Source organism: Mesorhizobium loti (genome assembly GCF_003148495.1).
In the GTDB taxonomy this organism is placed as follows: domain Bacteria; phylum Pseudomonadota; class Alphaproteobacteria; order Rhizobiales; family Rhizobiaceae; genus Mesorhizobium; species Mesorhizobium loti.
In genome coordinates this window covers 97,523-124,112 of record NZ_QGGH01000015.1, presented here as the reverse complement: position 1 = coordinate 124,112, position 26,590 = coordinate 97,523, and the positions used below count along the sequence as shown (strand labels likewise).

Sequence of the window (26,590 nt, the reverse complement as noted above, 5' to 3'; positions counted from 1 at the left end):
CTGGCTGGCCTGCGCGCTCGGCCACAAGGCATGCCGCGAGGATCTCTCGGTCGCGTACCACCGTGTGCCGCGCCTCTTCGCCTCGCTCGCCCTTGTGCTCGACGACATGTTGGCGGTCCTGGCACGCGAAGCCGATCTTGAATGGCTGATGATCGACTCGACCATCGTACGGGCGCATCAGCATGCCGCCGGCGCCCGCAAGCAAAAAGGGGGGCGGATGCCCAAGGCCTGGGTCGGTCTCGAGGCGGACTAAGCACCAAAATCCATGCCGCTGGCGATGCGCTCGGGCTACCGGTTCGTCTGATCGCCAGCCCCGGGCAACGCAACGACATCGCCTTTGCCCATGATCTCGTCGATGGCTTCGAGGCTGGCGCCACGATCGCCGACAAGGGCTATGACGCCGACCATTTGCACGAAAAGATCGCCCAGACAGGGGCCGAAATCGTCATTCCGCCCAAGCGGAACCGCAAAGTCCAGCGTCACTACGACGCCCACCTCTACAAGGAGCGTAACCTCATCGAACGCTTCTTCAACAAGCTCAAGCAGTTCCGAAGGGTTGCAACACGCTACGACAAGTTGCTCGCCAACTTCATGGGCTTCGTCAAACTCGCCGCCATCGCCATATGGCTCAGATAGTTAAATCGTCACCACGCCCTAAGCCGATTTAGCTTGAGTGAGGCGCCGACGTATAATGGTGGCGCGGAGCTCGCGGGCGAGCTTGGCTTTCCGCAATTCCTCTTCGGGATTGTCAAAGCCCAATCCGCAGACACACTGCCGCTGGTCATTGGTCGGTGATGTCTTCGGTCATGACTGTGTTCGTTTCCCATAGGCCACCTCCAATCACTGTAACGGGATCGACTTCGCACTTGGGCGTCTCCCTGCCCTTCTTCTGGAAGCAAGGATGGTAATCACACCAGCGAAGCGACGGCATGGCGGCGCGATAAGTATCCCGTCTAAGTCGTCGACCACCGCAAGGATGCGGCCGCCAAATCCCTTGAGGGCTTTGACCGCCAGATGCTGCTCGCCATTTTGGGCATCGGTAATTGCAACACCCATGACGATGCAGACATCGACCAATCTGACTCCGCTCAGCCACTGAAAGAAAGATTCGGGTCAAACTGTCGGGCGAAATGAGAAATTGACCCCCGAACGAAACGAAGAACTGACCCCTCTCTTTTGAGAGGAAAAATCGATGACGAGAGAGTTTTCATCGCACCCTGCATTGTCTGGAACGATGCGGGTTGAGGAAATGCGATCGGGGGAAGAAGTTTTGGCCATGGTAGGCCTTCACGAACGAGGCTGGGGAGCGAAACGAATTGCGCAGGAGTTTGGATGCGCGCGCAACACGGTTCGCCGATATCTTCGTGAAGGTGGCGTTGTTGCGTATCGCCAGCCCGAGCGTCGGACAGCATTTGATGGTCTGGACGATTGGCTTCGGGAGCGTTTCTTTCGCCACGACGGGAACGCGGACGTCATTCGCCAGGAGTTGGAGAGCGAGCATGGTATCGTCATCGGGCTGCGCTCGGTAGAACTTCGGGTTCGACAATGGCGGCGCGAGTTGAAAGCGCAGAAGCGGGCGACGGTGCGCTTCGAGACGGCGCCTGGTCATCAGCTGCAGATCGACTTCGGCGACACGCGGGTATGGATCGGCGGCGAGCGGGTGCGGATCCATGTGTTTGTCGGAACGCTCGGCTATTCGCGCCGGATGCACATCCGGGCCTCGCCGAGGCAGCGCCAGACCGACTGGTTCGAAGGGATGGAAGGCGCTTTCCTGCGGTTTGGGGGCGTGCCGGCGGAAGTTCTGATCGATAATGCAAAGGCGCTGGTTGAGCATCACGACGCGGTGACGCGCGAGGTAAGATTCAACGCCCGGCTGCACGCCTTTGCCCGATATTGGGCTTCACACCGCGGGCCTGTGCCCCTTATCGGGCCAGGACGAAGGGGAAAGACGAACGCGGCGTCGGCTACGTCAAGAAGAACGCGATCGCTGGCCGCCGGTTCGAGAGCTGGGTGGCGTTCGAGGCGCATCTGGATCGGTGGACGCGCGAGGTTGCCGACCGGCGTGAACACGGCACCACCGGCGTTGCGCCCGTGGAACGTTTTGCCGCTGAAGCTCGAGCGCTCCGCCCGCTTTCCGGCAGGGCGCCGTTCGGGCAACTGCGGGACCTGATCCGCAAGGTCCAGGCCGACTGTGCGATCGATCTGGATACGAACAGCTACTCGGTGCCCTGGCGCCTAATCGGCGAGAGCGTCCAGGTCGTGGTGTAGGCTGGCCGTGTGATCATCCGTCATGCAGGCCAGGTGGTAGGCGATCATGCCCTGTGCCGGGGGCGACGACAACGGATAGTGGACCGTGCGCATTTTGTCGGCGTCGCCGGCTTTGAAGGGCCGGTGCGCGCGGATCCCATCGAGATCGCTCCAGCCGCCTTGCTGCGGCCGCTTGCGGAATACGAGGCGGCTGTCGGAGGGGGCTGGTGATGACGAACGTGGATCATGACAGGCTCATCGCAACGCTCGATCGGCTGAAGCTGACGGCGATCCGCGACCAGCTCGACACGTTGCTGGACGAAGCTGCCCGCTCGAAGATGACGTTACGCGAGGCCCTGGGCTTCCTGGTGTCGCGCGAGATCGCCCGGCGCGACGAGCGGCGCATCTCCATGTCGAGCAAGATCGCCCAGTTCCCCTTCGTGCGCGAGCTGGACGGCTTCGACTTCGACGCCCAGCCATCGCTCGATCAGGGGCAGATCAGGGAACTCGCCACCTGCCGCTGGATTGCGCACGGCGACACGCTTTTGTTCCTCGGCCCGCCCGGCACGGGCAAGACCCATCTGGCCGTGGCCCTCGGCCGCGAGGCGATCCGCCAGAATTACAACGTGCAGTTCATCACGGCTGCTACGTTGGTGGCGACGCTGGCCAAGGCCCACAGCGACGGCTCGCTCGACAAGCAGTTGGCGATCCTGTCGCGACCGAAACTGCTCATCATCGACGAACTGGGCTATCTGCCCTTCGAGGCCAATGCCGCCCACCTGTTCTTCCAACTCGTGTCACGGCGCTACGAGAAGGGATCGATCCTGATCACCTCCAACCGCTCCGTGGGCGAATGGGGAAGTGTTTTTGGCGACCCCGTTGTGGCCACGGCGATCCTGGACCGCCTGCTTCACCACTCCACGGTGATCACCATCCGCGGCGACAGCTACCGTCTCCGCGAAAAGCGTCGGTCCGGCCTTCTGCAGAAGACCGGACCGACGGTTGAACCAAACGAAACAGCAAACCAGTGAAGGGGGTCAGTTCCTCACTTCGCCAAAGGGGTCAAATCCTCACTTCGCTTGACACAAACAGCCGTTTTCGCCAAGTGATCATATTTCCTATGAACGCATTTTGGACTGCACGGACCGTTCCAGCTCGGCGCAAAACCCTCCCAGTACTCGTCAATCGCGCTCTGCAAATGCACCCAGTAGAGCACTTTGGCGGTGCTACATCGATAATGAGCCCAGTTTTGCTTTTTTGAGAAGATGTCCTCTTGCTTGGCCGCAGCGAATATCCCGGTAAAAATTGGCGGCAGCGCATCGCGTTTAGCGCTCGCCGGGCGGAGCTGGTCCGGGTTGCGAAGCCGGCGAGCGCGGATCGTCTTGGGCGATGTGTTGATCAGGCGCGGTTCTTGGAGCGCCAGGATTCATGTCCGATTTCGATGATCTCGCAATGATGCGTGAGAGGCTCGAGCAGTGCGGTCGTTATCCCGTCGAAGAAGCGGCCGCGCCCGCTGTCGCGGATGCGCGCCCGATGGCAATGGCCAGATGCGACTTCCCGTTCCCACCAATCAACACGCCATTGGACAAATGCCATCAAGGGCCCACCGCCGGGCGGCGGCTAGAAGAGCTGATGGAACGCAAGCTTGATGACCTGATCGCAGCCCTCCCTGAGGAGCGTCGGGAGCGTGTCGACGCACGTTTCGAAGAGTTAAAGGACGGAGTTCGAGAGCCTCGGCGAGCTGCGCCGTGCTGCTGGGGAGGCTCAGGCAGAGATTGCCTCGACCCTCAAGATCAACCAGCCCTCTGTATCGAAGATCGAGAAACAGGCCGATATGTATCTATCGACACTTAGAGCTACGTAGAGGCGATCGGGGGGACAACTCGACCTCATCGTCGCCTCGCCTCGCGCGCGCCCCTCCGTATAGAGCGGCTCAGCGCCGTCGTAGCCCCCAATCCCCTCCGCACGTAGTGCGAAAAGGGCCAGGTGGACCAACCCGCCCGAAGGCAAAGCGCCGGCTGGACGCGCCGTTTCGGTCAAAATTGTGGAAGGGACGATGGTCTCGTCGACGCTCGCAATAGGTATGACCTCTTTAAACCAATACCGACTGCATGCTGTCACGCTCGCGGGGGACGGCTCTTCCCTCGCCATGCTTGGCCCAGCTCACCACTGCGCTGGGGGTGTCCCTCTATGTGCTCGCCGACGACGACCCGCTCGAGCACGCTTGGTCACAGCTTCCATACCTGCTCAAGTAGATACCTCCGCGCCTGCGCGACATCTTCGGTGGCTTACAATTTATCAAATTTACGGCGATTATCGCCGCATCGCAAAATGACAAAAAAGTCAAATGGCCATGTCTTCTCCCTTCTTATGCGGCTCCAGGACACATTGAGCACAGGCAAATGCTGCCAAGCATGCCAGCACCACGACCCCACGTCGTGGCGGCAGTTAACAACTGCCCGCCGAGTTTGCCAACGGGCCTTCGGTCAAACTTGGCGCAGCGCTGTTACGGCAGGCACAGCACGTGGAGATCTGTCGAGCATCAGCCATTGCGAAAGGTGTAGCCATAACCGTTGATGGCCGGCGCGCCGCCGAGATGCGCGTAAAGTATCCTCGAGCCCTCTGGAAAAAAGCCTTTTTGGACGAGGTCGATCAGCCCTTGCATCGATTTGCCCTCATAGACGGGATCGGTAATCATACCCTCGAGCCGCGCACACAGACGGATCGCCTCCTTAGTTTTCTCGGATGGAATGCCGTACCGCGGGTGCGCGTAGTCCTCGATCAACACCACGTCATCCTCGGCAAGTTCCGATCCGAGCTCGACGAGGGTCGCTGTATGTCGGGCAATGCTAAGCACCTGCGCCTTGGTCTTGGCCGGGGTAGCAGAGGCATCGATACCGATCACGTTGCGCTGCCGACCGTCCTTGGCGAATCCGACGAGCATGCCGGCATGCGTTGAACCGGTGACCGTGCAAACGACCATGTAGTCGAAGGCAAACCCAAGTTGTTCCTCCTGGGCGCGCACTTCCTCCGCGAACCCCACATAGCCGAGGCCTCCATTCGGGTGAACAGACGCCCCGGCCGGTATCGCATAGGGCCTGCCGCCCCTTGCCTTGACCTCATAGAGCGCTTTTTCCCAACTGTGCCGGATGCCGATGTCAAAGCCTTCGTCGACCAGGCGCACCTCTGCGCCCAAGATGCGGCTCAAGAGAATGTTGCCGACCCGGTCGTAGACCACATCCTCATGTGGAACCCAGCTCTCCTGGACCAGGAGACATTTCATGCCGATCTTGGCGGCAACGGCGGCGACCATCCGCGTGTGGTTGGACTGCACGCCGCCGATGGTGACGAGGGTATCGGCATCCGACGCGATCGCGTCGGGGATGATGTATTCGAGCTTGCGCAGCTTGTTGCCGCCGAACGCCAGACCAGAGTTGCAGTCCTCGCGTTTGGCGTAGATTTCCACATTGCCGCCCAGATGCTTGCCGAGCCGGTCGAGCTTCTCGATGGGTGTGAGTCCAAAGGTGAGCGGGTAACGCTCGAATTTTTCCAGCATATTCTCTCCGGCGATGATCATTCAGCTGAAATAGCCACGCAAAACTCGTTCCATAAGCGCTGCTTGGATTGGTCGGCCGCGCTCTTCGACCTCCCATCAGAGAATTGGGGATTTCCAGCGCTTTCCTTGCGATTGAAACGAAGCGATCCACATGCCGGCATGCTGCGATGAGGCGACCACCCCTAGGACCAAAGACGACACGCGGTCGGCATCTGCGTTTTTGCCAGCTTTGCGAGCGCAGCCAGACCGCCAAAGCAACATGCTTCGATAAAAACGCAGTGGCTCTTGTTTGCGATTGGATCGGCAGAACCGCACACTTGCTGAGGCGAATTCTGGGAGGCGATTTTTGTGGCGCTCAACGCCTCACAGAAATTTCAGCTGCTCGATCGAAGGGCTCGTCTACCTGATCGAAACGGGTGCCAATGCCCTCGAAAGGCTGGCCTCGCCGCGGCCGTAAGTCGCCGGATTGTAGTTGACGAGCGTGTCGGTCCTAGCGGTATCCAGCAACTGATTTGTGACTTGCGTGGGCGTTGCCGATGTGAACTTGCTGCCGAGGATGGCAGCATAGCCCGAGATCACAGGTGCCGCATAAGACGTGCCGTATAGGCCAGTCTTGTCACCCTCGACCCCCACGGTTAGGAACTGGTTCTGCACCTCAGGGTTTGAGCCGGCATAATTCGAATATCGGGCCAGCCCTGCCTTGTTCCCGGAAGTGCCATTGTGGTCGAGCGCACCAACAAAGATTGCCGATGGCGCCCCGATCAGCCCGACAGCTAGCTCATCGACATCCCCTTCTTTCGGGGCACCTATTGCGATGCGGTCGTTGCCGGCAGCCTGTGTGACGACAGCAGTACCCACCCGGGGCGCATCGACAAACTGCTCGAGCGGATGCTGACTCAGGGGCTGCGTAACGCTGTAGCTCACATTGATGACATTGAGGCCATCCTGCAGCCTGATCGAAGACTCGTCGGAAAAGTCATGCTTGAACATGTTTGCACCAGGGGCCACCATGCCGGCACTTTCCGCGACCCATTCCCCATGTCGCAGCCTCTGCGTACCGCGACCGAGATCTGCATCGACTAGGCCCTGTACCATGAAGTCATCTACGACAGTCACCGATACCCCGGAACCGGTATAGCCCGATGCCCATGCTTCACCAATATCCGGGCTCATCCAGCAAAAGGTCCCGTCGGCATTTTGTGGGCAGCCCGAGCTACTGCTTTCCGTGGTTGGCGTCCCGGCCCTCCCTTTGCCGCTGACCCCCGCATCGAGATCACCAGCAAAACCGGGTGCCGCGAACAGGCACACGACAAGACCGGCAACGAGTCCTACCGGGAACGATTGTGTTTTGTGCATAATAGACTTCCTGTCTGGATTGTTCTTCATCACGAAATGTACCGCCTATGCCTTTCACTATCTCTAGAATTCACCCCTGAACCGGAGATCGAGTTTCAATCGGCTTGGATTGATGTTTGCCATATATTTCAACGTGTCCGCAGGCCGGAGTTGCGACGCGGCCAGACGGCAATTCACTGTCTGGAAGCCGCCGACGGGGCCGTAGTCAGCCGTGCACGGTCGTTCCGTCAGGTTCCCACCCAAAATCGAACTGACGGTGAGAGAAAGTGGCGTGGACGGTGTCGGTCGCTTTTGCAGAATAAAGCCGAGTTTCACACCCGGGTCGATTCGGACCTTTTCGGCATGTTGGCCGGTGCTCGCGCCCCAGAGCAGGCCGAAATCATCCGAGAGCTGCGTCAACATTTCAAATCGCATGTCGATCCATTTGCTATGGTACCACTTGTCGAAAGACACTTTGGTACCACCCGACAGCTCGTATCCGCCTTGTCCCAGATGGTTGGCGGCCGCGGTTAGCCCCGAACCTTGATAAATGCCGATAAGGCTGGTCTCCTGTCCGTTCGCAGTCATAGCGCTGACGAAGAATGCCATCACGAACAGGACGTAACCCGCCGCCAACCGTATGCACATCTACAACGCCCCTTGTTGGACCCGCCAGCAAATCATGTGATCGACACGCGTACTGCAGTCCCTCGCCGCATCTTCAAGCCCCACGGAGGCTCTAGCCGCAGACGCATGGCCGCCAGCGGCCAACGTGTTCATTCGCAACAAATCTGTGATCTTCCGTCCTTCAATTTTGCCGAGCCATCTCTTCGCTCTTCCTATGACGGCGACAGGGAAGGCATTGTATGTTTGCTTTCAGCGGCTTAGCCAAAACGTCCAAGGCGCCGGCCAAACATGGCTGTGTCGTCAAACCGACAAGCCGACACAATTGTCGGATGTCGACGAACACGCTTAGCGTGAACCCACCCGCATGGGCACAGCAACGCTCCCTTCGCGCTCCGGCCAGGTGCCATCGGAGAGCCCTCGAAACGGCCTCATATTTCATTCGACGCAATCCTCTTCAGCCGGGCAATACGCCGCCCAATTTGAAGTTCTGAACGCGAGTACGTCTAAAAAGGCATGCCCGGCAGAGACTGAGCTCGCTGCCGAGCCGGGTTCGCCTTGGGAGGTGGCGTAAGCTAGCAGCGTAAGGCGTGGAGCATCTCGAATATCTCCTGGCGAGACTGTCTCTGCGCGAGACGGGCACGCCGGCGAAGTGTCGCAGCGTCGACAATAGCGTCCTCGGACAGGATGGGGCTTCCTGAAGCACGTCCACTAGGTCGTGTGGACACTTACCTTAGCCAGAGCACCGTTGCCGCGATGGTGACGACGGCGAGATAGTTTCTGGCTGTCTTGTCGAATCGTGTAGCGACGCGTCGGAACTGCTTGAGCTTGGAGAAGCAGCATTCGATCAGATGACGTTGGGCATAAAGGTGCTTGTCATCGGGTATTTGCGCGCGCGTGACGGGTTGTTGGGAATAACGGCGATAGCGCCCTTGTCTGCGATTTCCCGACGCAGGGGATCGGCGTCGTAGGCGGCGTCGGCCATGACGACCTTTGCGGGCAATCCCTCGATCAAGGTGTATGCTTGCGGGCAGTCGCCGCGTTGGCCGGCCGTCAGGGTAAAGCGCACCGGGCACCCAAGGCCTCGGACGGCCATGTAGATCTTGGTGCTCAGGCCACCGCGCGAACGGCCAAGGGCCTGATCTTCAGACCCCCTTTTTTGGCACCCGGAGCGTGCTGGTGGGCGCGGATGATGGTGGAATCGATGATCAGATACTCGAAGTCGGGATCGTCCGACATCGACGCGAAGATGCGCCACCAGACGCCCTTGTGGCTCCACCGGCTGAAACGGCGGAAGACGCTGTTCCAGTCCCCGAACGCATCGGGCAGGTCGCGCCAGGGCGAGCCCGTGCGCACGATCCAAAGCACCGCTTCCACGAACATGCGATTGTCGCGGCCCGAAAAACCCCGCGTCCGTTCGTCACCGATGATGTTGGCCGACATCCGCCCCCACTGGTCGTCGCAAAGAATCAGACGATCGAGAACACCCATGGCTGTTTCCAAAAGACAGCCTTCAATCTGATTTGCTCACCTTTGGGAATCCCAAGAGTCCACACGACCTAAGGCTCATCTGTTCCTCGATTGCCATACGAAGATTCTGGACAGATGAAACCCGTCGGCCACCTGGCGAGCCTGCGGTGCGCCTTCACGGACGGCCTGCGCATACAGGCTGCAGCCGTCTCGGCTGACGACCTCGACGGAGGGATGATTCCGCAGCCACCTGGCTGCGCTATCGACACTCGATCATCGAGAATGTCGACGACCGAGTGACGCTCGAGATCAACCATGATAGTGCCGTATAGCGTCGTTCGCCGCCAGCTCCAGTCATCGATGCCAACCGCCCGAATCTCGGAGGCGCGGTGAGTAACCGCGGCATCCCGCTTCAGTTGCCGCAGGATGGTGTCGTCACCTGACCTTCATGCCGAGCCGTTGCATGAGGCGTTCGCCAGGACGTCCACCCGTGCTATGGCCGAGCAAGCCGTTTTGTCGCTCACATTTCTGATGTGCACATCGCCAGCGGCTCAGCAGGAGCTTCACCGTCACGGGGTTGCCCTGGACCGGCAGATCCTGAAGGCTGCGGTTGGACCAGCCATGCCGACTTCGGCTTCGCCGGCCACAATCGGGGCAAATGCCGATCGCTGGTCAGGCAGCGGAAACAACCCAACTGTGATCATCAGTGAGCGCGACACCCAGAATTCTGACCCCTGGGCCGGGCGACCATTTCGATTTCGCTCGCATGCCCGCCCATAGCGATAGCGTCCGACGCGGCATCCCATGCTCGAAGCGCCCTTGCGGGTTTGGCGCTCTGCGCCCCGATCTCTCGGACAGGCGTTGCATCCGGCAACAGGGTGCCACTCCGGCAAAAGGGGGCTCAGATTTGAGCAAATCAAGAATATGTTTTACGCCGCAGAAAGCCCTGTGTCTGCCGTTTGCAGGCGCCCCGCCGCCGCCAGCAGGTCGGTCTGGGTAATCAGGCCAAGGATGCGCCGCTCCGCACCGACAACGACGCCCGCCTTCGACATCAAGCCCTTCACCGTTTCGGTCGCCTGCGTCAGCTCGCGGGGCCCAACGGCGCCGGCCAGCCGGCCGTCCGCACCGATCACCGGCAAGGTGCGGATGTTGCGGTCGAGAAGCAGCTTCGGGCGTCGTCGGCGGTGGCATTTTCCGGTACCGAGATCTCGTCGCGGGACATGATGTTCCGGCACAGCAGCGTGCGATGCGAGCGCACCATCGCCTGCAGATCGGCCTGCCGCAGCAGCCTCTCGAGGTCGTCGCGGTCGATGTGGAAAGTTTCGTCCCAAGCCGCGAGTGCCGCATCGACATCCTCCGACTGGACACCTCGAAAAACCTGGCAATCGAGAACGCATTTTGATTCACTTCGCCTGGTGATTTGCACGGAGGCGTTGGATGCGAGGTCAGGCTGGGTTCTGGGATATTGACGAGCGCTATGTCCGGCTGAGCGCGGCCGGCGATCCACTGGGCCGCCCTCTCCGAGGCCACGGCCGCAAGCATCGCCTTCGGCGTGCCGGTATCGTTGGGAAGGGCAGAAACACTGCGCGTCATGGCTCGACAGAAGCACATTTGCCCGATTCGAGGCCCCGCTTTCGACCACCTGAGTTCACCTGGTCACGGGTCTATCCGGCCGAGGTCGGCCGTCGTCTCCGTTCAGCCTTGACGCGCGTCCAGTCCATGCCCTCCACGCCCGGCAGGATCTCAAGTTTCGCGGCACCATAGGATCGTTGAGGCACGAGACGCGGCAACACCCGCCTCCGCGGCGATGTTGCTGGACATCAAGGGCATCGGACCGGAATTTGCTGACGTGCTCTGGTCGGAAGGGCTGTTCCGCAACTTTGCATAGGCGCGCCCGAAGCGCAGGCTCCATTCACGGATAGTCTCGTAGCTGACCACGACACCTCGTCCGGCAAGAATCAGCTCAACGTCACGCAGGCTCAGGCTGAAGCAGTGATACAGCCAGACGGCCTGATTGACGATCTCGGCCGGATAGCGGAAGCCCCAGGAGGGATTGAGACGGTGCCACAGATCGCCGCCTCTCGCCAACTTGACAGTACCACGTGAGTTGCGCGCGGCAACTTTGCCTCGCCGGCGCCAAGTTGACAGTACCCATTCCGCTATAGCTCATCCATAGCGTGGATGGTGCCATCGAACAAATCAATTTTACCCCTCTTCCGGAATACTCCATCAGGGCTGCATGGGAGTTCGTGATGGCTCCCACCTTGGCGCGCTCACAGCGTCCTCAATGGTTGATCCGTCCGCCCCTCCGGGGCCGGCCGTAAACAGTGCGGCCTCTCGGCTGGCGGACCTAACAAGGAGATAGGCATGGCTACGATTAATGGCGCAGACCTTGGCGAGATCTTGCGCACGACATTTGGATCGGACGTGATCTTCGGCAATTACGCTCTCGACCGTCATGCCGGTGGAGATGCCGTCGTCCCCCAGTTGGTCACGGGAGGCGGCCCTGATCCCGAGACCGACCCTGAACGATTTGTTGGTCCCGGGGACCCTAAACTTGTTCTTGGCCCTGACCTTTCCGGGGGCGCTGATCCCGACCCTGACCCTGACCCTGATCCCGACATCGACCCTGGACATGAACCCCAACCCGGGATGGTTAAGACGGGCGGAAAAGGGGACGACGTCCTGACGGGCGGCGCCCAGGACGATGTGCTCACCGGCGCCGGGGGGAACGACAGCCTGTTTGGCGACGGCGGACACGATAATCTCTTTGGCGGCCAAGGGAACGACATCCTGCTGGGGGGCGGCGGAGACGATGCGCTCTCTGGCGCGGACGGCGACGACTTGCTGCTGGGCGGCGACGGAGTCGATAAGCTCAATGGCGGTTTGGGCCACGACAAGTTCATATTCCTGAGCGGCAGCGGCAAAGAAGATGAAGTTCAGGACTTCAAGCCTGGCGAGGACATCCTCAAGGTCAACAAGGGGATCAACGGCACCAACATCAAGACGCTCGCCGACCTCGCTTACGCCAGTCACGAAGACCACGGCGACACGGTTGTCGACCTCGGCAATGACAACTCGATCCGGCTCTTCGATGTCAAGGCTGAGGACGTTCACGACCACCCAGAACTTTATTTCTTGCTCTTCTGACGGCGCAAGGAGGAGGCTCCGGCCTCCGGGCCCAGTCGTCCATCGTGGACGGACGTGCGTCGGGAGGCCATGCCTTTGCCATGGCGACTCTGGAGGGGTTGCCACGAGGCTCGCATCAACGAAAGGTTTCGCGTTGGCGCGAGCCATAGGTCCCATATCGATCAGGGGCTGCCGGGGCGGTGCAACCCTGATCTGGATGCTGCGCAGCCCCGTGGCCGGAGCTGTCGGTCCCCACGCGCTGGAGCTGCAGGTTCATCTGAGTCAGCGCCATCTGCTGGGCTGGAGGGTAATGTCAAGGGGATTTCCCTCAGCGCCGCACTCCTTCTCCAGCGTCGACGGATACCATTAATGCCGAACAAGCATGCAACCGGTTCGCAGCTTCGCGAAGCTATCGCCGCCTGTCGTTGGGCATTGGCAGGCACTGCGGCGATGAGCGGAGTCATCAGCTTGCTACACTTGACCGGCGCGTTTTTCATGCTCGAGGTTTATGACCGGGTTCTGCCAAGTCGTAGCGTGCCAACGCTTGTTGGTCTCGTAATTCTTGCTGGCGGTCTTTTCCTTTTCCAAGGCTGGCTGGATGTGGTCCGCGCACGCCTGTTTACGCGCGTCGGCCGACTTCTTGACGAGAGGTTGAGTGGGAGGGTGCACGAGACGCTGATTGGCCTGCCGCTCGTGAACGGCGAGACGGGAGATGGTCTTCAGCCTCTTCGTGACCTGGATCAAATACGCGGCTTTCTTTCCGGTGGGGGACCGGGAGCTTTATTCGATTTGCCTTGGTTGCCGCTCTACGTTGGCATCTGCTTTATGTTTCATGCGTGGATAGGCAGCGCGGTCCTGGTCGGGGCTCTGCTTCTGGTGTTTGTCACGCTTATGACCGAGCGGCTCACTCGAGAGCCATCGCGCAAGACAGCCGAATTCGGAACCATCAGAAATTCCATTGCAGGAGCAAACAGGCGCAACGCTGAAGTCGTTCGCGCGATGGGAATGGCCAAGCGCGTAGGAAGCCGTTGGAGCGCTGCAAATGAAAGCTATATGGATTTCCAGCAGCGCGCCTCTGATGTTGCGACAGGGTTAGGGGGGCTGTCGAAATCTCTTAGGATGATGCTGCAGTCGGGCGTGCTTGCTTTGGGCGCCTACCTGGTCGTCAATAGCCAAGCAAGTGTTGGAATAATAACTGCCGCATCAATCCTGAGCGCCCGAGCACTTGCTCCCGTCGAACGTGCAATCGCAAATTGGAAAGGTTTCGTAGGGGCTCGGCAAGGCTGGCAGCGTCTCTCCCACCTCTTGCAGGCTCTTCCCCTGAAACCTCAGCCCACCCGGTTACCGAAACCTGTGACGGCTTTGTCGGTACAAAAGATTTCTGTGGCGCCTCCTGGAGCCAGTAGACTAGCAGTCCAGGAAGCTAGTTTCGAACTACGAGCGGGCCAAGGATTGGGCATCATCGGCCCTAGCGCTTCGGGCAAGTCCTCACTGGCTCGGGCGATTGTGGGTGTATGGCGTCCGATGCGCGGGGATATTCGTCTTGATGGAGCAGCACTTGACCAGTGGTCACCAGAGGCGCTGGGGCAGCATATTGGCTACCTTCCGCAGGAGGTTGAACTATTTGCGGGCACGATTGCCGAGAACATCTCGCGGTTCGCTGAAAGCTCCGATGATGAGGCAATCATTTCAGCAGCACGGGCCGCGGGCGTGCACAATTTGATCCTTCGCCTGGGGGATGGCTACCAAACCATTATAGGAGTTGCGGGGATCGGCCTATCTGCCGGACAGAGGCAGCGGATTGGTCTCGCCCGCGCTCTATATGGCGATCCATTTTTGGTGGTTTTAGATGAGCCGAACTCAAACCTTGATGCCGAGGGTGACGAGGCTCTTACCAAGGCCATTCTGAAGATTAAAGAACGAGGCGGCATAGCTATCGTCGTAGCTCACAGGCCGAGCGCCTTGGCTGGTGTGGACCACGTGTTAATAATGATGGAAGGTCGACAACACGCATTCGGGCTCAAAAGCGATGTTCTGAGTGCGCCTGCTGGTGACGCGGCGGCGGTACCGACCCGAGGGCGGCATTAGAGTGGTCGCAGAGAGTGGGGCCCATTGATGGTCAGGCCATGGGGCAAAACCTCGCAATCGATCAAGCGACATCTAATTGCTGGGTTCTCGGCGATCGTGCTGCTTTTGGGCGGCGTGGGTGGATGGGCCTCTACTACAGAGTTCTCGGGGGCCGTAATCGCCGTGGGAGTTCTCGTTGTGGATAGCAGTATAAAGAAAGTTCAGCATCCCGCTGGCGGAGTGATTGGCGAGATACGTGTGCGAGACGGCGACAGGGTAGAAGCGGGTGACATCGTAATACGCCTTGATGGGACGCAGGCACGGGGAAATCTGGCGATTATTAATAACCAGCTTGACGAACTTGCAGCTCGGCGAGCTCGATTGGAAGCCGAACTGGCGGGCCAAAAAGAGATTGTGATACCTGCTGACCTCCGCGTACGAGTATCAGAACCAGAGGTGGAGGCGTTCCTATCAGGAGAGCTGAAGCTCTTCGAAACCCGCACGAATGGCGATAAGGGCATGAAGGCTCAGCTCTTCGAGCAGGAGTTGCAGATGCAACAGCAGATACAAGGGCTGAAAGAGCGAGCCTCTGCCAGCAAAAAACAAATTAACTACTTGGAGAAGCAGCTTGAAAGCAAGCATAAGCTTTTCGACCAGAAGCTGACGACTGTTCAGGAGATGGTTCCTCTGGAGCGTGAAAAGGCGCGTCTGGAAGGCGAAACCGCATCCATTATCACTGACATAGCGCGCACCAGGGGCGCCATTGCCGAAACCGAGCTAAAAATTTCTCAAGTGGACCATGAAGCTCGGACACAAGCAGCGCGAGAGCTTGCTGAGGTTCGCTCGAAAGTCGCCGAACTTTTGGAAGCACGCATTGCAGCCGAAGATCAACTCCGCAGAATTGACATAAGGGCTCCCCAAGCAGGGTACGTCCACGAGCTTGCGGTTCACACGGTCGATGGTGTCGCCGCCCCGGGCGAAACGCTGATGCAGATCGTTCCGGATGCTGATGACTTGGTGGTGGAAGTACGGTTGCTTCCCCAAGACATTGATCAAATCCATGTAGGGCAAGAGGCGCATTTAAGGTTTTCTGCTTTCAATCAACGTACGACGCCTGAATTGCGGGGAGTTGTCTCCCGAATCTCTGCAGACCTGATTGCCGAGCCTCGAACTGGTCAGGGCTATTACATTGCGAGGATTTCGCTCGCCGATGGCGAAAGCGGAAATCTGGAACAAAAATTAATCCCTGGCATGCCCGTGGAAGCTTTCATCCAAACAGGAGACCGAACGGTATTGAGCTATCTTACGAAGCCACTGGTGGATCAGATCGAGCGCGCATTTCGTGACGAATGATCTGGGTTTCGATGAACCCAGCTGCCAGACTTCATGAATGAGCACCATGTCGGATGTCGGCGCGATTGCCAGTTTGCAATACGAAGCAATGGTGTCGATGGAGCTTTCGTTCGGAACGCAATGAACGAGATGGGTTCAACCCAGCAATCTTGGGCAAGGCTCGATACTGTCACCTTGGCGACGGCGAGGCAAAGCTGCCGCGGGAGAAGCCGTCACGCGAGTACACATCAGCCCACGAGGGCAACACCAGTCGCATCGCGCCAGGTGAGGTAGGCGCGATCACGAGCAGCTCGGTACTCACAGGCCGATAGACGATGATGGCAGAGCTGGAAGTAGTTGTGGATCGGAGTGTGAGTGGCGAGGAACTGCTGCGCATGTCCGGCTGATTTGAACCGCCTCATGTGGCGTTCCCGCCGCCGGGTCGGTTGGTGCGATACCTCACAGCGATTGTTGACAACCGGCTCTGCCGATGTTCCTCGCCCGGCAGGATCTCACGTTTCGCGGCACCATAGGACCCGAGTTTATCTGTCACGATCACTCTGGGCGCGTAGCACAAACTCTTCAGCAGCTTGCGAAAGAAGCGCTTGGCCGCCCTGGTGTTACGGCGACTTTGGACCAAGACGTCGAGCACGTTGCCATGCTGATCGTCGCGCTATAGCTCGCCAGAGATAATGCAGTTTGCGTCGGATGCGAACGAAGGGACTGTCAGGAATTCTGTGCGCGAGGCCGATCTCGTCATTGGCTGACGAACCTTTCGCCGAAGACGACGGCGAACTGGGTCTTGGCCTCGAACTGTCAATGCCGCTCGAATTTTCCCCAAAAGCGTCAAATATTGACCCCCCTTGCATAGGCGCGACGAGGAGCGCTCGCCGGGCGGAGCTGGTCGGGGTTGCGCAGCCGGGCGAGTGCAGATTGTTTGGCGGTGGGGGCGCGTCAGGCGGGGTCTTGAAGCGCGAAGACTCATTTCCGGTCTCGATCTCGTAGTGATAGGGTGGGCCAGTCGAGCAGCGCCGTCGTCATCTATGCGTCGCTGGCAAGGATTTTGCGCACTGCGATAGATCAAGGTCCCAGCAAATCCGTTTGACCGACCACCCCGGAACATAAAAAGCGCGCCGAATACGGGCAATCGTATCCACCAATTCATCCCCCTCCATCCGCTCGCCGAGACAAGCGGATGGTCGCAGATCTCCAACCGCGAGTCAAAATTGGACTCCAAAAGTGACGAATCTGAGCTCTGATCTTGTCACGGCGCCTCAAGGGAGGAGCAGCGATATGCCCAGCGTTAGATTGCGCTGTGGCACATCTTGAGTTTCATTCCAATGCTCATCGTCGCTCGACTGGTACCGAACTTCCTGGGACCTATCGACAAGCTCAGCTTCTTGCCCGGTTTTGCCAGCGCAGCTGGATCGCCAAATCAGAAAGAGCACACTTGCGAAATAGCCCAGCTGAAGAAGTAGCGAACAGCCCAGCGTCGTGACGACTGCTAGACGGAACGAATGCGAGGCGAAGTAAACCGTCACAGCGTTGCCGCACAGGACCAGCCCGAGGAGCCGACAAAAGATGATGAAGCGCATGCCGTTCTCCTGATTTTGTCTCGTCAAATCATGCAGCTCATGCTGCGATCTGGTCGGCCGAGACATGGGTCTGGCAGTTCTTTGGGCAGACGCGGCCGCAGGCTCCGCAGCCAATGCAGCGGCCGGCATGGTCGACAACCATGATCATACGATTGAGCTCACCGTCGAAATCGTCGTCATCGGCGTCGCAGGCGCCGAGGATTTCACCCGCGTCATCGACGCCGTAAAGATGCATGACCTCGCGCGAGCAGACTTTGAAGCAGCGGCCGCAGCCGATACAGATCTTGCCATCGATAGCGATCAGATATTCCGGCACCCATATGGAGCCGTCGCGGCTGATGAATGTGCTCCTCATCGCAAAGTCTTCATTTTGGCAAGCTCTCTCCTGGCACCATCCAACTCGGCATAAACGGCATGCGTTTTCTCGGCGACTTCCTCTATCTCAATCCATTTGACCGGGAGACCCTCGGCAAGGTCGCGCAAGTTCGTCTTGGCAATTGCCGCGCGCAGTTGAAGCTTTCGGACTTTCTTCGCCATCTCATCCAGGTTTGACATGATCCTTCCTCGAAAATGGGTTTCTTCACGCCCGCGCCACTTCGGGATAGGCAATAGCTGCAGTCACATCGCCGACCAGTTTCGCGCCGGTATCCGCGAGTTTCCGGAGAGTCTCGAAGCCGAATCGGTAGACGTCTCGACAGACGTTTGATTCCTGTTGTTGACAATGTCATCACGCCTGAGCGCTCCTCGATCGCCAGCTCCGACATGTCGAGTCTCCACAGCACGTCCGGATCCGGATTGCCAATGAGTGGATATTCCGGCGCAGTTCCTCGGTGACAATGAAATCGGCCAGCAGCCCGGTGTCCGATTTCCGTTGGCATGAGCCGTGGAAATCCTGAGCACGGATCAGCCGCAGGAGGCATTTGACGAACGGGCGGGCAAGGGCCTCGCCATCCTTGTTGACGGCAGGGCCAAGCGCTGCGTGAGACATTTCGTTTCCTCAATTTCAGATCTCGTCCTCAACGGAGAATTTCTGCTTTTGGTAACGCCGACTTCGGGCTCGCTTACGCAGCCGACGTCCGGCCTCGCCAGGCCGATTCCACGTAAATGCTGCCCCTATGGCCGACCTTGAACAGGTCCTGGACTGTGACGTCTTCAACGACGGGCCAAATTCGCGTCGAATATCGCCGCCGCGGCTATTCGGTTGGAAGTCTAAGGTCCGAGCCCTGATCTGGACCAAACCGTCGACCCTGTGCTCCATGAACACAGTTACTGCGGGCGCGCCGCAGAAAATGGGCGAATTGATCAGGGTTCCATTCCACTTGTCATCCAGACACCTTGCCGGGCTGAAAGTTCGTGAGAGGTTAGCCACGCAGCCAGTCGTCCACTTTGATCAGAGGAGCCGGGGACTCTCTACGCAACATGTTGTTCTCCATTCCCACACCTTTCCTGACGTTTATGCGCGAGCTGGTTCTCTCAGAACGGAACACACCGGTTAGGAGACCATCAAAGTGTTCTCATGCGATCAGCCCTCACTCAGTATTGCCGATCTCAACCAGCAAACGTCATGCAGCAAACGTCATGCCAGCGCGTTGCCCCGCAGTAAATGCATGATTCTGCCTCGAAACCTTACAAGCCCAAGACGGCCGGTTGTTTTGAACCCGACATGTTTTCTGCTGCTGTCAGCATTTGGACACGCATCATGCGTCAGACGCTTGAGGGCGAGAGCTGCTTGGCTGTCTGCCCTGCGGTAATGTTGGCGTCGGCTCATCTAGCATCATTCGCCGCCGGCGAAGCGCGGGCGCGCACAGCTAGGCCGACCCAGCGCCCCGAACCGCATGACCTTCTTGATCGGCTGGCTATAGGTCGGAAATTCCGCGATTCCGAAAAAGTTGGTCAGCGCAGTGCAGCCCGCTCGGCATTTGGCGCACGAACGGCAAGCGCTCGAAAGCTGTCAACCGAGCGATCCTCCAGGGCGCGGGCCGGCGTCTCGACGATATGTTGGTTAAGCCCGGCCAGTGTTTGTGCCTATGGTCTGGGAGTGGCCTTCGGGCAGCCAGTGGTAGCGAGTAAAGCTTCGGCATCCTCGGCTTTGATTGCCGCCCAAATCTGGTCGAAATCACGATAGGCTATTATGCCTCCTCCTCATTGAGAACAGGAAGCTCTGCTCTGGTGTAGAAGCCTAGCACGGGTCCGAGATCAAAGGTCGTTCCTGGCGCAAGGCGCCGTTTGCCCCAGACCGCATGACCGCGGCTGGTCGAGAACTTCTGGCCGTCGAGCAGGTAGAACTCGTTCACATGATACCGGATGCGCGGGGTCCAGTGGGAGAAGACCTCAGCATAAAGCGCCGGATAAAGCAGGGCGTGATAGAAGGAATTATCGAAGCCGAAGAAATGGACAATCTGCCAGTCATTGCTGGGCAGGGCCGCATTCCAGTCTCGACCGAGCGATGTAGCTAACGCCTGGATGTTGTAAAGAAAACCAAACGCCATCTCTGGCCAGACCCAGATCACCTGCCCCGGGAGCCCCTCGGCTGGCAGGCCCCAGTCCGAGGGGTGGGTGATGGGCACGGAAAAGTCGCCACGTTGGCGTAGACGCGCGAAGAGGTCCATGATCCGAACGGGGGCGCCCGACGCCCTTAAATGCCGGTCGATATTGTCGTAGCACCGTTCCAGCGCAAGTTCGGGACGGCGCACGGAGCCGACCACCGGCGCCTCGGCCGAGTGCCGCGACCGGACTGCATCTAGGTCATGGCATAGGTTCGGTGCGCCGCATTCCTCGCAGATGTTGCCACCAGCGGAGCTGCCGCAATCGGGGCAGAGGCCGCTTATATCCGGCTCGTAAAGGTAGTCGCCTGTCACAGCATCGAAGAGCGCAGGGCTCTGGCGCAGATCTACCGCCGTGCTGCTCAGAAGACTACCGAAACACGCGGCTTGAAACTCTGCATAAGCGCTATCGCCCAAAGTCGGGAGGAAGCTGTGGACCTCACAGTCGAGAAGCGCAAGCGTGGCTCGAATCTCATGGGCGTAGTGGCGCGCCACCTTTGCGGGCGTCGATTGCTCGGCATCGGCTCGCGTGGCCACGTAGCTCTGGCAATCGTCGCTTCCAGTCAGGTGATAGGCTTCGACCCCTTTCATGCGCAGGAAACGCGTGTAGACATCGGCGCCAAGATAAGGGCCAGAAAGATGCCCCAGATGCAGATCGCCATTAGGCGTCGGCGGCGTGGAGAAGACGAAGATCGGCCCGCGGGGAATCGCGACCTGTGCAGCAGCTGCGAGGGCGGCCTTGCCGTCGCGCCAGTAGACATCGACGAAGTTTAGGTTTTCGACCCCATCGTTGTGCAGCACATGCGCTTCAAAAGGATGGAACAGAACGACATCGCCGGTTGCGACCGAGCTTTCCCCAAGGTCGGTCCTGACCTTGCCCGCTCCAGACAGGACCACGAAGGCCTCGATTTCGTCGTGCCGATGGGGCTCGGATGTGACGCCTGGTGCCACCTTGCCAAATGAAAACCCGGTGCCCGCGCTTCCCGTCCCAAGCGTAGCCATGTCGATGCCGAACGCCCGCGACAGCTCCGTTCGAGAAAACGTGGATTTGCGCATGACGAACCTCAGATGTTGAAGCAGTGGTATCTTCGGCTGCCAACGCAACAGGCTCTGCTGCAAGTTGCGAAGAGAGGCGGTAGCCCGACACGTTGGCCGGCTCCGTCAGAATAATCCGGCTCTGGGGCCCAGGCGGGCGACGACGAGCGCCAGTGGGGCTCTAGGCGTTACAGAAGACCCCCGGCGACACCTGCACAATCGACATACCGAAGTGTTGTAACGGACTGCGGGCGGGGTCCAGTAGCCGGCAATCAGAACGTCCTGCTCTGCGCGCATTTTTTAGCGGTCGATCAGTTTCGTGTGCACGCCTCGCCTGGTTCCGTGAGCTCAATCCCGATAGAAAATGCCGTTTGGGGGCTTGAGGTTGTCGAGATCGGCCACTTTGCCCTCTGGCGGATTAAGGGCGCGCTTAAGCACGTTATATTCAGCGCGGGTCGGTCCACCGGTTGAAGCACGCTGGAACACCAAGTAGAGTGTCCGCCGAGAACGATTGCTTTTGTTCGGTTGTGAGTAGTGCGGTGCGTAATCGTCGAAGATGAAGACGTCTCCAGCCTTCCATACTATGGGCTCCCAGGAAAACCTTTCGGCAACTTCAGGATCGATCACCCCGCCGGCATCCATGGGAAATACCCCCTTCTTGTGGTTGCCGGGACTGAAGAAAAGGCCGCCGTTGTCCGGGTCGGAGTCGTCAATGGCTATGGCAACGACCGCATGAACCATCCGGTCGGGCAGCCTGTGTGGAATGTGATAAATGTCCTGATGCGGGCGATAGCCGCCGGTATCGGGATAGTGGAAAATCAGCAATTCCTTGAGCCTGCGCGAATCTTCGCCAAGCAAATCCTCGACCGCAGACTTGATGCGCTGATCTTCTAGGAGGAGACGACGCAATGGGTCATGGAAGTCGAGAAAATTCTCGACCTTGGAGATGATCTTCCGATTGTCCGTCGTTTTCTCGAACCACATGAGCCATTTATCGTCGCTGACATCCCAGCGTGATATGTCTTCAACAGATCTGGAAATACCTTCCAGAGTCGCGGGATCGAAGAACCTCTCGAGCCTGACGTATCCGTCTTTCTTCCACTTTTCTCTTTGTGCATCGGTCAACATGCGAAAAGCCTCCTGTTGGAAAGAGTGGTTGGTCAAACATTCCGGTTAGAGGCAGTCGGGCGCCGTCAGGGTGTGGGCCCACGGAGACGATACTCCACGGCATGCAGACGGCGACGCAAAGTGCGTTCCGCTCCGGGTGGATTGCAAGGCTTTGTTGTCCCTCCTCAATGGAGAGATCGCCCAGGCCCGTAAAGATCTATCGATCCGGTACGTCTGCATAGTAGTCACGGCCGAGCATGCTGTTGATGGTGCGACTGCCCGATAAGACGACCTTTCGTGCAGCCTGACGCAACGCAAGTCGTGCGCCGCGAAAATTTTTGCGACAAGTTCCCGTTCCGGTCGGGCGATCAGGGAGGCACGTCGCTGGCATCGGGTCCATCGATGCTCCAAAAACGAGTATTGTCCGCACAAGTTCGGCGCTAGACTGCCCATCCGAGGCCAAGCCGGGTCCTCGGGTTCCCTAAGCTGGTCCCGATCAATTACCTCACCCGGTCCAGCCACCACACGCATCGCTACGGGCGGGAGGCCTCCGCTAACGGCCAACGCAGCCATGGCCACTAGGGCCACTGGGCACTTTCGAGTGAGCGACCTTGTACGGTTTCGACGACCGTGGGGCAAATTCTCGCCCGCAGAATTAAGCGATGCGCCCATAGGTCCAAGGGCATGTTCAGTCACGATGAGTTCGGAGCGGGCTCCGGACTGCGCCGCAGCGGAGGCGGACATCATTCCTTGGATGCCACCGCCGATGATCAGTAGTCGCTGAGTCATATCCCGCTGCCCATTTCTTCGGCTACCGGGTCGGGCCAGCTCTCGACGGTGGTACGGCTGATAAAGCCAAGATGCTCAGGGTTCGCGCACGGCGCGCGCTGTAGAAGGCTGTCAAGAATGCGGCGAGCTCGCCAGGCCAGCAGGCTTAGGTTCGGATCGGCCAGCCCGCGCTGCCCGGGATTGGCGTTCTGTACGAAGATGCGTCTGTCACGCGGTCCGTCCCAGCACACCGAAAAATCCGCGTTGATGACCAACTCATTGTCGGTCTGTTGCAGCCGATCCGCCATCGGTTCCAAAAAGCTTGGCACGGCGTTCTCGTAACCGGTGGCCAGGATGACGATGTCGGCCGTGACTTCTTCGACGTCGCCCAAGCCGCGCTGCAGCGTCAAGTTGTGACCCGCGCCGGCGTTGATGCAGCGCGAAACGTTGCAACCCGGCCGCAGTGCGATGTCACATAGGTCTGGCTCAAGAAATTCGTGGCGATACAGCGCCTGGTAGACGGCGCGCAAAGTGCGATCCGAAATACCATCCGAGGCGAGCACGAAACGCCGCAGGAACAGCTTGCGCTGCGGCTCGCTCATTGCCGCGAAACGATCCGAAAAACAGGGCATGAACAACTCGTTTGTGAACGGGCTGTTGTCGAGGGGCAGGTAGTTTTCGCGCTGCGAGACCCAGGTGATCGAGGCAGGCCGCCGTTCTCTTGGCCCACCGACCAAATGCAACAGCACCTCGGCTCCCGACTGGCCTCCACCAACGACGCAAACATGTTTTTGCCGCACCTCAGGATGGATGTGCAGCAAATCGGATGAATGGAACAGGTTGCGTCCGATCCAGCCCTGAAATTGAGGTGGAATCCACGCTTGCTTGCCGATGCCGACCACCAGGTCTCTGGCACTAAGCACCGCGTCGTCCGTCCGCACCCGAAACTCGCCATCATAGCGTATTTCGCGGACGGTCTCGCCGCCGCGCACAAGTGGGTTCCTGCGGAACGCCCAGTTCAGGTATTGCTCGAACTCAGCCCTGAGCACAGCATCGAACTGTGCATTCAGGAAGTGGTACAGACGCCCGTTCTCGTGCAGGTAGTTTATGAAAGTGTAGGCGGATCGCGGATTCACCAGCGTTACCAGATCCTTGACGTGGCTGACCTGGAGTTCTGAAGAGTCGAATGCGCTGCCTGGATGCCAGCGAAAGTCAACTTGCCGATCCAAGAACAATGCCCCGTGCCCGAATTGCTCGTGTATCTGACACGCAAGGCTCAAATTGGACGGGCCAGCACCGATCCCAATGCAAGAGAGATCCAGTTGTCCTGCTCCTGCTGACGCCTCCCAATAAGGCGCTATATGCGGCGAATGTCGGCCATGGCCGCTGGGCTTGCCCTTCCCGCACGCATCGTCGACACCGCAGGACTTGCAACAGTTTGTCCGCGCGTTCGTAGTATCGGGTGTGACGCCCGCGGATGCCGGCTCCGTGATGAGATCGGCACTCATGCCGGCGATATGTTGCGCGTGGCTGGCATCGAGAATCCCGCCTCGATGACCCCCGCGTGGTCAGTGACATGCTTTCGCAGCCTATACCTCATTGCAATTGGGCTCAGTTGCCCGCCTCGACCGTGATGAGCCGACCTTCGGCCTGCTTGGCGACCAGCGAGGGCGCGGTCATGAGTGCGGCGACAGCATTTTCCCGTGGGTTTGATCATAGAAGACATCCGCTGCTGCGTTCGGGAGGGTCCCCTGCATCGAACGTGCCAGAGCAAAACATGAGCAAAGCAACGGAAGCAGGTTTGCGATCCTGTCGAGTATCCGACATTGAGGCCGAAACCTTGCACCGGCTGCGCAAAGCCACGTGCAGTCTCCCTCGGGACCGGGAATACACCGCCAATGCCGATACGCTCGGCACGCTGCTGCTGCCGAGCGATCCGCATTCTTCGTCTCGAGAAAGAAACGCGGTTCTACCAGGCGTCAGCTTCCGAACTCTTTGGTTCGGTCCGGGGCATCCCGCAGCAGGAGAGCACTCCGTTTTATCCACGCTCGATCTATGCGGTGGCGAAGGTCTACGCCTACTGGATCACCATGAACTACCGCGAGGTATACGGGCTCTATGGCATCCTGTTCAATCACGAAGGGCCGACGCGCAGCGAAACTTTCATCACGCGCAAGGTGACGCGTGCGGTGGCTCGATCATGGCCGGCAAACGGGACTGTCTCTATCTCGGAAACCTGGAAGCAAAGCGCGACGGGGGCTCGGCGCGCGCCTATGTCGAGGGCATGTGGCGCATCTTGCAGCATCAACCGGACGATTTCGTGCTGGCAACCGGCGAGACACACACGGTCCGCACCTTTGTCGGGGCTTGCCTTCAGGCGAGTCGAAAAGGAGATCGCCTGGGAGGGCGAAGGCGTTGACGAGGTGGGCCGTGAACGCATGAGTAATCAAGCGCTGATCCGGATCGACAAACGCTGTTTCGGGCCAATCGAGGTTGACCTGCTGATCGGCGATGCCTCCAAGGCAGCCGACAAAACTCGATTGGAAGCCGAAGACCACTTTCGATGAATTCGTCTCGGAAATGGTCGAGGCTGACTGCCGCGCCTACGGGATCGTGTTAGCGTGACGTGAAAACACGATGACTTCGCGGGCATGTGCATCTTGCCGTTTCAGGGACGTCGGCATTTCAGGCCCGCCGCGGTCAGCCGGCGTCAGTCAGTTCTATCGCTTGGATCGGCAAACTCACACATCCTGCAAAGCAGAAAACCAGCCGCTCCATTCATGCGATCGACGATTTCGCAAAAAACTGGGCTTTCAAAGAGATCGCCATATTCGTCGCATAGAAGGTTGCCCAATACGTGACGCCGCTCAAAATCCATGGAGCAGAGAGTGACCTCGCCGTTTGGAAGGAGTACATTCCGATACTGCCGTTCGTCCACGCATATCAGCGCTCCGACGAATGGCTGCCGTGGTTCTACAATCTTAGGGTCAACGCTTCCACCCCTGCTGCTCACCGGTCGCGCGCGAACTAGGGCTTGGGCAGGGATAATGTCGGCGATATCGGGATGGGGCTCACCCAAAACCACGAATCGGATCGAAGGGATGTCGGCGTCGACGAGTTGACCAACCAAATCGCGATACTTGGCTCCGACAAGGCGGCTATTCATGTGGGCGCCATCATCAAAAACATGAACCACGAATACCCCCAACCGCAGCGCCTGCAAGCGTTGTAGATCCTGCCCCTTCATTCCCACAAGCGTCGTGAAAATCCTGATGCCGTGGCCTTTGGCGGAAGCGTGCTCGACCATTTCGGTGCAATCCGGATTGAGCCATAGCTCAGAATACCCGGCAAAACTAATGTCGACGGAGGCTGGTACGCGCGCCAGACAGCGCTTGAAATCTCCAAGACTAAGATGCTTCGTATCAGATACCTTTCTTTGCCGGTCAGCGAACTTGTCCTGCGGACAATATGAACATCCCACGATGCATCCTGTGGTCGTCGTTATCTCCAAAACTCTGCCGGCTGGGATAGCAGAGCGCAGTTCCGGTAAAATCATTCGTTGTGACTCCCACTCGTCTTGGTCATGCATAACGTCCAGTATGGTGTCTTTGGCTTCATGACACCGACGGTCAAGACAGTCCGAATGAGCCCAGCCATCTCCGCCTTGGCAGCAGTCAACAGCCGGTTTCCTCAATCGGCCGAGCGGACTATCAACGAACTTTGGGCGCATCGGCGCGGCAGGGCGGCGCAACCGCAAAGTCGCGCGTCAGCCGTTGCCAAGG

19 protein-coding genes and 8 pseudogenes are annotated in these 26,590 nt (G+C 59.0%); 8 read left to right on the top strand and 19 right to left on the bottom strand.

The genetic code is table 11. The features are described from left to right. Positions 1 to 636 (top strand): annotated as a pseudogene (locus C8D77_RS38155) (IS5 family transposase); the annotation flags it as partial. 204 nt (positions 637 to 840) lie between these two features. Here C8D77_RS38155 and C8D77_RS31690 read toward each other — a convergent pair. After that, on the bottom strand, positions 841 to 1,077 hold the full coding sequence (locus C8D77_RS31690; protein ID WP_245951931.1) for a type II toxin-antitoxin system RelE/ParE family toxin: 237 nt from the start codon (positions 1,075 to 1,077) through the stop codon (positions 841 to 843). Between the two features lie 115 nt (positions 1,078 to 1,192). Here C8D77_RS31690 and istA point away from each other — a divergent pair. Together istA and istB are read left to right on the top strand one after the other, a co-directional pair. Further along, positions 1,193 to 2,478, top strand: a pseudogene (istA, locus tag C8D77_RS31685) (IS21 family transposase). Then, the gene (istB, locus tag C8D77_RS31680) at positions 2,478 to 3,278 is read left to right on the top strand and encodes an IS21-like element ISSme2 family helper ATPase IstB (RefSeq protein WP_109671402.1); all 801 of its coding nucleotides are present in this window, start codon (positions 2,478 to 2,480) and stop codon (positions 3,276 to 3,278) included. The pseudogene istA and the gene istB overlap by 1 nt, the downstream one beginning before the upstream one ends. Before the next feature lie 367 nt (positions 3,279 to 3,645). Here istB and C8D77_RS38150 read toward each other — a convergent pair. From C8D77_RS38150 to C8D77_RS31640, 8 genes and pseudogenes are all read right to left on the bottom strand, one after another. Beyond that, positions 3,646 to 3,735, bottom strand: a pseudogene (locus C8D77_RS38150) (ATP-binding protein); the annotation flags it as partial. Between the two features lie 1,054 nt (positions 3,736 to 4,789). Beyond that, positions 4,790 to 5,803 (bottom strand): 1-aminocyclopropane-1-carboxylate deaminase, encoded by a 1,014-nt coding sequence (locus tag C8D77_RS31665; RefSeq protein WP_109671414.1) that lies wholly within the window; start codon positions 5,801 to 5,803, stop codon positions 4,790 to 4,792. Positions 5,804 to 6,202: 399 nt separating this feature from the next. Beyond that, positions 6,203 to 7,189, bottom strand: coding sequence for a S8/S53 family peptidase (locus C8D77_RS31660; protein ID WP_245951930.1), 987 nt, complete (start codon positions 7,187 to 7,189; stop codon positions 6,203 to 6,205). Positions 7,190 to 7,222: 33 nt separating this feature from the next. Then, on the bottom strand, positions 7,223 to 7,786 hold the full coding sequence (locus C8D77_RS31655; protein WP_109671400.1) for a hypothetical protein: 564 nt from the start codon (positions 7,784 to 7,786) through the stop codon (positions 7,223 to 7,225). Positions 7,787 to 8,490: 704 nt separating this feature from the next. Beyond that, positions 8,491 to 8,858: pseudogene (locus tag C8D77_RS39155) on the bottom strand (transposase). Between the two features lie 14 nt (positions 8,859 to 8,872). Then, positions 8,873 to 9,253: an IS5 family transposase gene (locus C8D77_RS39150; RefSeq protein WP_425453776.1), complete on the bottom strand. Its 381-nt coding sequence runs from the start codon at positions 9,251 to 9,253 to the stop codon at positions 8,873 to 8,875. 70 nt (positions 9,254 to 9,323) lie between these two features. Further along, positions 9,324 to 10,000: pseudogene (locus C8D77_RS31645) on the bottom strand (transposase); the annotation flags it as partial. Positions 10,001 to 10,161: 161 nt separating this feature from the next. Continuing rightward, entirely contained in the window at positions 10,162 to 10,467 is a 306-nt protein-coding gene (locus tag C8D77_RS31640; protein ID WP_245951929.1) for a hypothetical protein, read from the bottom strand. Positions 10,468 to 10,478: 11 nt separating this feature from the next. Here C8D77_RS31640 and C8D77_RS38535 point away from each other — a divergent pair, with 11 nt between their 5' ends. Continuing rightward, on the top strand, positions 10,479 to 10,634 hold the full coding sequence (locus C8D77_RS38535; protein WP_245951928.1) for a hypothetical protein: 156 nt from the start codon (positions 10,479 to 10,481) through the stop codon (positions 10,632 to 10,634). Between the two features lie 341 nt (positions 10,635 to 10,975). Here C8D77_RS38535 and C8D77_RS39145 read toward each other — a convergent pair whose 3' ends face one another. After that, on the bottom strand, positions 10,976 to 11,320 hold the full coding sequence (locus tag C8D77_RS39145) for a hypothetical protein (protein ID WP_215732096.1): 345 nt from the start codon (positions 11,318 to 11,320) through the stop codon (positions 10,976 to 10,978). 279 nt (positions 11,321 to 11,599) lie between these two features. Here C8D77_RS39145 and C8D77_RS38525 point away from each other — a divergent pair, with 279 nt between their 5' ends. From C8D77_RS38525 to C8D77_RS31615, 3 genes are all read left to right on the top strand, one after another. Continuing rightward, complete coding sequence (locus C8D77_RS38525; RefSeq protein WP_109671398.1) at positions 11,600 to 12,382, top strand: calcium-binding protein; 783 nt, start codon at positions 11,600 to 11,602, stop codon at positions 12,380 to 12,382. A 348-nt stretch (positions 12,383 to 12,730) separates the two neighbouring features. Beyond that, a complete protein-coding gene (locus C8D77_RS31620) occupies positions 12,731 to 14,449 on the top strand; it encodes a type I secretion system permease/ATPase (RefSeq protein ID WP_109671397.1) in 1,719 nt (572 codons plus the stop codon). 27 nt (positions 14,450 to 14,476) lie between these two features. Next, positions 14,477 to 15,781, top strand: coding sequence for an HlyD family type I secretion periplasmic adaptor subunit (locus C8D77_RS31615; RefSeq protein WP_109671396.1), 1,305 nt, complete (start codon positions 14,477 to 14,479; stop codon positions 15,779 to 15,781). 227 nt (positions 15,782 to 16,008) lie between these two features. Here the strand turns inward: C8D77_RS31615 and C8D77_RS31610 are convergent. From C8D77_RS31610 to C8D77_RS31575, 8 genes and pseudogenes are all read right to left on the bottom strand, one after another. Next, a pseudogene (locus C8D77_RS31610) lies at positions 16,009 to 16,412 on the bottom strand (DDE-type integrase/transposase/recombinase). Between the two features lie 622 nt (positions 16,413 to 17,034). Then, on the bottom strand, positions 17,035 to 17,355 hold the full coding sequence (locus C8D77_RS31605) for an exopolysaccharide production repressor protein (protein ID WP_109671395.1): 321 nt from the start codon (positions 17,353 to 17,355) through the stop codon (positions 17,035 to 17,037). Positions 17,356 to 17,392: 37 nt separating this feature from the next. Then, complete coding sequence (gene fdxB, locus C8D77_RS31600) at positions 17,393 to 17,710, bottom strand: ferredoxin III, nif-specific (protein WP_109671394.1); 318 nt, start codon at positions 17,708 to 17,710, stop codon at positions 17,393 to 17,395. After that, complete coding sequence (locus tag C8D77_RS31595) at positions 17,707 to 17,910, bottom strand: CCE_0567 family metalloprotein (RefSeq protein WP_027033222.1); 204 nt, start codon at positions 17,908 to 17,910, stop codon at positions 17,707 to 17,709. Before C8D77_RS31595 ends, fdxB begins: the two co-directional genes overlap by 4 nt. A 25-nt stretch (positions 17,911 to 17,935) precedes the next feature. Continuing rightward, positions 17,936 to 18,343: pseudogene (locus C8D77_RS31590) on the bottom strand (DUF269 domain-containing protein). Between the two features lie 1,141 nt (positions 18,344 to 19,484). After that, positions 19,485 to 20,954 (bottom strand): class I tRNA ligase family protein, encoded by a 1,470-nt coding sequence (locus C8D77_RS31585; RefSeq protein WP_245951927.1) that lies wholly within the window; start codon positions 20,952 to 20,954, stop codon positions 19,485 to 19,487. 327 nt (positions 20,955 to 21,281) lie between these two features. Beyond that, the gene (locus tag C8D77_RS31580) at positions 21,282 to 22,061 is read right to left on the bottom strand and encodes a phytanoyl-CoA dioxygenase family protein (protein ID WP_006331729.1); all 780 of its coding nucleotides are present in this window, start codon (positions 22,059 to 22,061) and stop codon (positions 21,282 to 21,284) included. A 764-nt stretch (positions 22,062 to 22,825) separates the two neighbouring features. Next, the gene (locus C8D77_RS31575) at positions 22,826 to 24,130 is read right to left on the bottom strand and encodes a SidA/IucD/PvdA family monooxygenase (protein ID WP_109671412.1); all 1,305 of its coding nucleotides are present in this window, start codon (positions 24,128 to 24,130) and stop codon (positions 22,826 to 22,828) included. Between the two features lie 529 nt (positions 24,131 to 24,659). Between C8D77_RS31575 and C8D77_RS31570 the strand changes: the two are divergent. After that, a pseudogene (locus C8D77_RS31570) lies at positions 24,660 to 25,433 on the top strand (GDP-mannose 4,6-dehydratase); the annotation flags it as partial. Positions 25,434 to 25,518: 85 nt separating this feature from the next. Here the strand turns inward: C8D77_RS31570 and C8D77_RS31565 are convergent. Next, the gene (locus tag C8D77_RS31565; protein WP_245951925.1) at positions 25,519 to 26,364 is read right to left on the bottom strand and encodes a radical SAM/SPASM domain-containing protein; all 846 of its coding nucleotides are present in this window, start codon (positions 26,362 to 26,364) and stop codon (positions 25,519 to 25,521) included. Positions 26,365 to 26,590 lie beyond the last annotated feature (226 nt).

Bases quoted from the DNA above. Each gene is read 5' to 3' on its own strand.
- C8D77_RS38525 (WP_109671398.1), top strand. From the start codon at position 11,600: ATGGCTACGATTAATGGCGCAGACCTTGGCGAGATCTTGCGCACGACA.
- C8D77_RS31660 (WP_245951930.1), bottom strand. From the start codon at position 7,189: ATGAAGAACAATCCAGACAGGAAGTCTATTATGCACAAAACACAATCG.
- C8D77_RS31665 (WP_109671414.1), bottom strand. From the start codon at position 5,803: ATGCTGGAAAAATTCGAGCGTTACCCGCTCACCTTTGGACTCACACCC.
- fdxB (WP_109671394.1), bottom strand. From the start codon at position 17,710: ATGAGGAGCACATTCATCAGCCGCGACGGCTCCATATGGGTGCCGGAA.
- C8D77_RS31595 (WP_027033222.1), bottom strand. From the start codon at position 17,910: ATGTCAAACCTGGATGAGATGGCGAAGAAAGTCCGAAAGCTTCAACTG.
- C8D77_RS31580 (WP_006331729.1), bottom strand. From the start codon at position 22,061: ATGTTGACCGATGCACAAAGAGAAAAGTGGAAGAAAGACGGATACGTC.
- istB (WP_109671402.1), top strand. From the start codon at position 2,478: ATGACGAACGTGGATCATGACAGGCTCATCGCAACGCTCGATCGGCTG.
- C8D77_RS31565 (WP_245951925.1), bottom strand. From the start codon at position 26,364: ATGATTTTACCGGAACTGCGCTCTGCTATCCCAGCCGGCAGAGTTTTG.
- C8D77_RS38535 (WP_245951928.1), top strand. From the start codon at position 10,479: ATGCGAGCGCACCATCGCCTGCAGATCGGCCTGCCGCAGCAGCCTCTC.
- C8D77_RS31620 (WP_109671397.1), top strand. From the start codon at position 12,731: ATGCCGAACAAGCATGCAACCGGTTCGCAGCTTCGCGAAGCTATCGCC.
- C8D77_RS39150 (WP_425453776.1), bottom strand. From the start codon at position 9,253: ATGGGTGTTCTCGATCGTCTGATTCTTTGCGACGACCAGTGGGGGCGG.
- C8D77_RS31585 (WP_245951927.1), bottom strand. From the start codon at position 20,954: ATGCGCAAATCCACGTTTTCTCGAACGGAGCTGTCGCGGGCGTTCGGC.
- C8D77_RS31605 (WP_109671395.1), bottom strand. From the start codon at position 17,355: ATGCGCTTCATCATCTTTTGTCGGCTCCTCGGGCTGGTCCTGTGCGGC.
- C8D77_RS31655 (WP_109671400.1), bottom strand. From the start codon at position 7,786: ATGTGCATACGGTTGGCGGCGGGTTACGTCCTGTTCGTGATGGCATTC.
- C8D77_RS31615 (WP_109671396.1), top strand. From the start codon at position 14,477: ATGGTCAGGCCATGGGGCAAAACCTCGCAATCGATCAAGCGACATCTA.